The organism is Flavobacterium macrobrachii, assembly GCF_014486675.1.
Lineage (GTDB): Bacteria > Bacteroidota > Bacteroidia > Flavobacteriales > Flavobacteriaceae > Flavobacterium > Flavobacterium macrobrachii.
In genome coordinates this window covers 126,416-133,209 of sequence record NZ_JACTAC010000001.1, presented here as the reverse complement: position 1 = coordinate 133,209, position 6,794 = coordinate 126,416, and the positions used below count along the sequence as shown (strand labels likewise).

General features: G+C 31.8%; 5 protein-coding genes. 3 read left to right on the top strand and 2 right to left on the bottom strand.

Annotation, left to right across the window (positions count from 1 at the left end):
• Nucleotides 1-60: 60 nt before the first annotated feature.
• Nucleotides 61-594: a DUF6252 domain-containing protein gene (locus tag IAI56_RS00620; protein ID WP_187656029.1), complete on the top strand. Its 534-nt coding sequence runs from the start codon at nt 61-63 to the stop codon at nt 592-594.
• Nucleotides 595-634: 40 nt separating this feature from the next.
• Here IAI56_RS00620 and ruvC read toward each other — a convergent pair whose 3' ends face one another.
• Together ruvC and IAI56_RS00610 are read right to left on the bottom strand one after the other, a co-directional pair.
• The gene (ruvC, locus tag IAI56_RS00615) at nt 635-1,189 is read right to left on the bottom strand and encodes a crossover junction endodeoxyribonuclease RuvC (protein WP_187656028.1); all 555 of its coding nucleotides are present in this window, start codon (nt 1,187-1,189) and stop codon (nt 635-637) included.
• A 72-nt stretch (nt 1,190-1,261) separates the two neighbouring features.
• Complete coding sequence (locus IAI56_RS00610; RefSeq protein ID WP_187656027.1) at nt 1,262-4,531, bottom strand: zinc-dependent metalloprotease; 3,270 nt, start codon at nt 4,529-4,531, stop codon at nt 1,262-1,264.
• A gap of 133 nt (nt 4,532-4,664) precedes the next feature.
• Between IAI56_RS00610 and IAI56_RS00605 the strand changes: the two genes are divergently transcribed.
• Both IAI56_RS00605 and IAI56_RS00600 read left to right on the top strand, forming a co-directional pair.
• On the top strand, nt 4,665-5,594 hold the full coding sequence (locus tag IAI56_RS00605) for a hypothetical protein (RefSeq protein WP_187656032.1): 930 nt from the start codon (nt 4,665-4,667) through the stop codon (nt 5,592-5,594).
• Between the two features lie 56 nt (nt 5,595-5,650).
• Nucleotides 5,651-6,778 (top strand): glycosyltransferase family 2 protein, encoded by a 1,128-nt coding sequence (locus tag IAI56_RS00600; RefSeq protein WP_187656026.1) that lies wholly within the window; start codon nt 5,651-5,653, stop codon nt 6,776-6,778.
• Nucleotides 6,779-6,794: the final 16 nt, after the last annotated feature.

Below are 6,794 nucleotides of genomic sequence, written 5' to 3'. Positions count from 1 at the left end.
GTTAAATTAACATAAAAACCAATAATAATTATATTTTAGCAAAAACTAAAATATAATTAAATGAAAAAAATTACATTACTTTTATTGTCAATGTCATTAGCTTTGACTTCATGTTCATCTTCAGATGATGATGGTGGCACAAATAATCCTGAATTTGCAATGACTGCAAGAATTAACAACACAACTTTTGAGGCTAACAATCCTTTCGGTTCAAACACTTTTTCAGAGACTAATATTTGGAGTTATTATCCACTTGAAGATTATGTTCTTCTACAAGGCAGAGCTGGCGGTCCATTTGGTAATCCTGAGATCAATCTTTGGCTAAAAAGATCTCAAATAGCAGTTGGAACTTATCCTATTGAACAAGAAACATTTAGCACTCCTCCATCGCATTTCATTGATTTGATTGATAATTCAAATGAAGTATCTGAACACACAAAAAATGGAACTATAGTCATTACAGAAGTTAATACTAGTACAAAAATTGTGAAAGGAACTTTTCAGTTTAACTGTGTTGATGAACTTGATAATAGTAGCGCACCTATAAACTTTGCTGTTACTCAAGGTACATTTAGATATAAATATGCAGAATAAATTTTTATGAACAATGTAAAAATAGCCGGTATACTGCTGGCTATTTTTTTACTCTACTTTCATTTTGTTTCACAAAAGCATCCCAACCTGAATAACTTTTTTCGCCAATTACTTTTCCCGTGTTGAAAAAATGACAAACTGCAGCTGCCAAGCCATCCGTACTATCAAGATTTTTGGGTAATTCTTTCAATCCGAGAAGTTGTTGTAGCATTTTGGCAACCTGTTCTTTGCTGGCATTTCCGTTTCCTGTGATTGCCATTTTTATTTTCTTAGGTTCGTATTCTGTTATAGGAATTTGACGTGACAAACCTGCTGCCATAGCTACACCTTGCGCTCGACCCAATTTTAACATTGACTGAACGTTTTTGCCAAAAAATGGCGCTTCAATAGCGATTTCATCCGGATGATGGGTTTCAATCAACTCAATTGTTCGCTCAAAAATGATTTTCAACTTGGTGTAATGATCATCATATTTAGACAAAATCAATTCGTTCAATTGAATGAACTCCATTTTTTTATTGATGACTTTTATCAACCCAAAACCCATAATGGTTGTACCTGGGTCAATTCCTAATATTATTCTTTCGTTTGCCAATTTGATTTAATTTTGAGTAAAAATAAAAAAAGGTCGTTATAAAAACGACCTTTTGAAACTCTATTTATTTAATTATTCAATTACTATTTTCTTAGTTAATTGTTTGCTTCCATTTTGCACTCTTACCAAATAAACTCCTGATTGTAAATTATCTAATTGCATATTTTCATTAAATAAACCATTGTTTTGATATTCTTTATTGAAAACACTCCTACCACGAATATCGAAAACTCCTACACTAATTTTTTCTGAATTATCAGAATTAAAGCTAATTGTAAAGTTTCCTTTGTTCGGATTTGGATATAACGCAAAATTTTGGAATGTGTTATCATTTACACTAAGAGGAACTTCGCTAACATTACAAATATTTAATGACCAGCTAGTAATTGCTCCGCCATCACCTTGTGCAGAGTCCAAAACTCTCAATGTCCATGTTCCATTCATTTGTTGTCCATCTAATATTGATAAACTTTGAAAAGGTATCAAACTACCAGAAATAACTGGACTAACTGATCCACAAACTAGTGTAGAACCTGAATTATCAAAAGTTGCATTTATGTTAGCTAAAGGTTGTGCTGAACATGGTCTATTTAAAAGCTGAATTTGAGAGCCAGAAGGACTAATCAACGTTACTGTCAAATCATTAACATAAGTATGATTAATAGTTATTGATGCATTAACATCCGAAATAACTCCTGGTGTTGACACATTTAAAGTCGAATTGACTGTCACATTATTTGATGTTGGAATAGTAATAGGCACATTAGAAGAAGAAAAACTATTACACGTAATTTGTCCTGTTTTAAATAGATAAGAAGAACTGTAAACACCTGAACAAGCACTATTTTTTGGTAATATTCTCCAATAATAAACTGTTGCTTCAGATAATCCTGAAACTGTATAACTTGTTGTATTTGATGTTCCTGAAGATATAATATTTGTAAAATTCTGATCTGTTGAAACTTGTACATCATATTGTGTAGCATTTGAATCTGCTTGCCAAGTAAGATTCAAATTCGTGTTTTGTCCAATTGCATTATTTGCTGGAGAAGTCAATACCGAACTTGCAAAATTTGAATTTAATAAATTCAAATAAAATGGCACCGTTTTAATTTCTGCACCAGATATTGCGGTAACAACCATTGAGTAAAAACTAAGCGTTGCATTAGACAAGTTAGAAATAGTCATTGTCACAATGCCGTTTGAAGAAATTGAATTTGGTGAAAATGTAACTATTGAACCAGCTGGTTGACCCGTAACGGCAAATGTTGTAGAACCTATAAATCCAGAATAAACGTTGTATAGAATAGAGTAACTCACTGAAGAGCCAGAACAAGCATCTTTATTTTGTTGTTCTACAACTCCGTTAAACGCAACTGCAAAACTTGACGCTGGTGCAGTAATTGTGAAGTTGGTATTAGAAATATCGTAAAAAATATGCTTGTAACCTTTAACCATAATTCTATTTGCTGTACCAACATTATTAGGTACTGTAACAATTTCACTTCCATCATTTGGAACTTTACTTGCTAACAATATTGGGTACGTATTTCCTCCGTCGGTAGAAAGATAAATATCAACAAACTCAGCATTAACACCATTTGTAGTTGTTCCTGCAACATTCCATGTTACATTTTGATTTGTACCAACAACCCAAGAAACTGCAGTATTTGGACTATTTACAACAAATGGTCCAGCCGTTCCATTTACAGTAACTCTCATTTCATCTGAATTAGTTTGTCCTGCACCTGCAAAATTATCTCTAACTGTAAAGACAAAATTCAATGTTCTTGCAACTGAACTTAATGCCTCAGTTAAAATTTCCAAACCAGAAGTAGTTGATTGATTTGCAATAACTCTATTTAAAGGAGGAAAATATCTTGTTGGAGTATTCACTGGTGAATATGAACGCCAATTTGGACCTATTGTTTTGGTTGGTGAAGCTGCGCTTTGTGCACCAGATTGAGCAGTACTTGTTGCTGAGTCGTTTTGTTCCCAACAATAAGTCAACGCATCATTATCTAAATCAGTAGCAACACCAGTCAATACAAAAGGCGTACTTCTTGGTATAGTATAATCTAATCCAGCATCGGCAGTAGGAGTACTGTTTGATAAATTCATTCTAACAGGACAAGCTTTTCCAAGCATATTATCTTGAATTTGTTTTACACTTGCATAAACGAAATAGTCATTTGAATTGGATTGAACATCTCTTGAAGTAATTCCTGCATAACCCATAATTGTTGAACCCGATCCTGGTTCAACATTTACACCAGAACCTTCAACAATATGAGAATAAGTATGATTAGCACCAAACTGATGTCCCATTTCGTGTGCAACATAATCTATATCAAAAGTATCTCCACCAGGAACACCATCACTAGGTGCAGTTTTAGCACTTCCTTTTATTCCATCATCACAAACGCAACCTATACATCCTGCACTTCCACCACCACCAGAAGCACCAAAAACGTGCCCTATGTCATAATTAGCTTCTCCAATTAAATTAGTTAAAGTATTTTGAAGTTGTGCATTCCAATTTCCAATAGTAGTGTAGGGATCATTTGCGGGATTTGTAAAAACTATGATGTTATTATTTGGAATTAAATCCATGTGAATAGCTAAATCATTTTCAAAAACACCATTCACTCTAGTCATTGTATCATTCATTCCTTCTAATGCTAAAGCTACTGTTCCTCCATAAAATTGAGCATATTCTCCAGTACAAGATAGAGCTAATCTAAAGGTTAGTAACTCTCCACTACTTGATCTATTTTGATTTTGTGTTTGAAATTTTAATTCTTCAGCAACTTTTACATCGTCTGTTGTACAAACAAAAGGCATTTCGCCTTTATTTCTGTTAGTGCTATAAAATGCATAAATATTACCTTGTTCAGTATAAGGTTCAAAAAACTCATTCTCCTTTCCTATTCTAAAAATCATTCCTTGAATACCGTTTGGATCTGAACTAAGGCGTAGTTTGGCATACTTATCATCTATACCAATCCCAATATAAGATCTGATTTCAGGAAATTGTGCTTGTAATTCAGGTGCAAAATTTGAAAATTCAAACATTTGAAACCTTTCCAAATTTCCTTCGGCATTTGGTATTGATATTATAACATTAGAGAAATTGGTCTTTAACCTTTCCGGAGATTGCTTTAAACTTTTTTGTATTTGATCAACAGAACCGCTGTACAATGTAAATTCACTAGGAAATGTTTGTCTTGAAGCGATTTTATTAGGCTTAACGTTAGTTGTGGTTATTCTTTCCCAAGTACCCTTTTGCGAAAAAAGCGGTAGACTAAAGAAAAAAATAAAAATAAATAGTTTTTTTGTCATGGTTGTTTAGTTATTTACAAAATTTATAGCTACCAAAATTATAAATAAAATTTATAAAATATTAAAATTACAATGTGTTTTAACTTATTTACGTTTTTTGGATTTATTTAGTTTTATGTTTTACTTTGCATTAATGACTTCCAATCCCAAAAATCAAAAAAAAAACCACATTTACATCATCAAACTTTTGATTGTTATTGGTGCTTTTTATTTTATATATGACCGATTGGCAAATGACAAAACTCTCGATTGGGGAAAATTTGGGCAATTGGTTGAAGAAAAAGCAACTTTTATCAGTATTTTTATTTTATTACTTTTTAGTTTTGCAAATCGTTATTTTGAAATTCTTAAGTGGCAAAACTTAGTAAAAGTCATTGAACCAATTAGTATTGGCGAAAGCTCAAAACAAGTACTTGGTGCGTTGACTGCTGGAATTTTTACTCCAAATGGTTTAGGAGAATATGCTGGAAAAGCTTTATTTTTTAGTAAAAATGAAACCAAAAAAGTCATCTTCTTGAACTTAATTTGCAATGGAATTCAAATGATTTTGTCAGTCGTTTTTGGAACGATTGGATTGTTTATTTTAGGTTATTGGACATGGAGTTTGGCGATAATTGGTTTGGCTATTTTTTTGATTTTATTTTCTTTTTTTACCAAAAAAATAAAAATCAAAGGTCATTCGATTGAAAAACTAATTCATAAAACAAATGAAATTCCAAAAGCTATTCATAACAAAAACATCGGTTTAGCTATTTGTCGCTATTTAGTTTTTTCGCATCAATATTATTTCTTATTTCTGTTATTTGGTGTAGATTTACCATATATTACACTGATTTCGAGTATTGCAGCCGTTTATTTTTTAGCATCATCGTTACCAAGTTTTCAGTTTTTGGATTTTGCCGTTAAAGGAAGTGTTGCTATCTTTTTCTTCGGAAAATTGGGTGTTAATGATTGGATTGTTGTATTTATTTCGACATTAATGTGGTTTTTGAATGTGGTTTTGCCTGTAGTTATTGGAAGTTATTTTGTGTTAACATTTAAAACTAATAAAAAACAAAAATAGAGACCAATTTCACAAATTATCACCAATTAATTTGTGTTGAAAAATTTTAAAGTATCATGATTGAAATTATTTTATTCTTGATTTTAGCGATTTATATCGTTTTTATTCTCCAACTTCTTTTTGGTTTTGACAAAGTAAAATCTTTTGAAAAAATTGATAAAACGCCCAAAACTGCTTTTACTATTATTGTTCCTTTTAGAAATGAGGCTAAAAATCTACCGAAGCTTTTGCGCTCTTTTTCAAAATTAAATTATCCTAACGAATTAATTGAAATCATTATGGTGGATGATTTTTCAAAAGATTTGTCGGAAAGAATTTGTATCCAATGGCGAATGCAAAATGATGATATTGACACTACACTTTTGGAAAATTTGCGGTTATCCAATTCACCAAAAAAAGATGCAATTGCTAGAGCGATGCCGATTGCAAAAAATCCTTGGATTATTACAACTGACGCCGATTGTATTGTTCCAAAAAAATGGTTGCAAACTATCGATAATTTCATTCAGCAAAACCAACCCGAAATGATTATTTGTCCGGTGATTTATAAAACAAAAAACAACTGGTTTCATCATTTTCAACAGTTGGATTTATTGAGTTTACAAGCTACAACTATAGGAAGTTTTGGGATTGAAAAACCATTTATGTGCAATGGTGCCAATTTTGCTTATACCAAAGAAATTTTCAAAAAATTGGACGGTTTCAACGGAAACAATAAAATAGCTAGTGGCGATGATGTTTTTTTACTCCAAAAAGCAATTCATTCCAACGAAAAGGTTTCTTATTTAAAGCATCGTGATGTTATTGTTAAAACAAAACCTGAAAATGATTTGTTTGCTTTTTTCATGCAACGCGTTCGTTGGGCAAGCAAAACGACTGGTTACAAAAACAATTATGCTAAAATTCTAGCTATCGTTGTCTTGATGGCTAATTTGAGTTTGATTTGCGGTTTTTGGTTTGCGGTTTATGGTTGTTTGGATTGGAAATTGTTTCTCGGATTGTTTTTAGCGAAATACTTAATTGATTACATTTTACTTTTTAAAGTAAATGGCTTTTTAAGAAAAGGAAAATTTCTGTTATCGATTGTTAGTAGCGTTATTTATCCGTTTTACAGCAGTTTTATAGGAATTTATTCGGTTTTGTTTGGAAAGTTTACTTGGAAAGACAGAACGTTTACTAAATAGCCCGGATGGAAGCGAC

What these genes read in the sequence shown, in the direction of transcription:
- IAI56_RS00620 (WP_187656029.1), top strand. Translation starts at nt 61, where the DNA reads ATGAAAAAAATTACATTACTTTTATTGTCAATGTCATTAGCTTTGACT.
- IAI56_RS00610 (WP_187656027.1), bottom strand. Translation starts at nt 4,531, where the DNA reads ATGACAAAAAAACTATTTATTTTTATTTTTTTCTTTAGTCTACCGCTT.
- IAI56_RS00605 (WP_187656032.1), top strand. Translation starts at nt 4,665, where the DNA reads ATGACTTCCAATCCCAAAAATCAAAAAAAAAACCACATTTACATCATC.
- IAI56_RS00600 (WP_187656026.1), top strand. Translation starts at nt 5,651, where the DNA reads ATGATTGAAATTATTTTATTCTTGATTTTAGCGATTTATATCGTTTTT.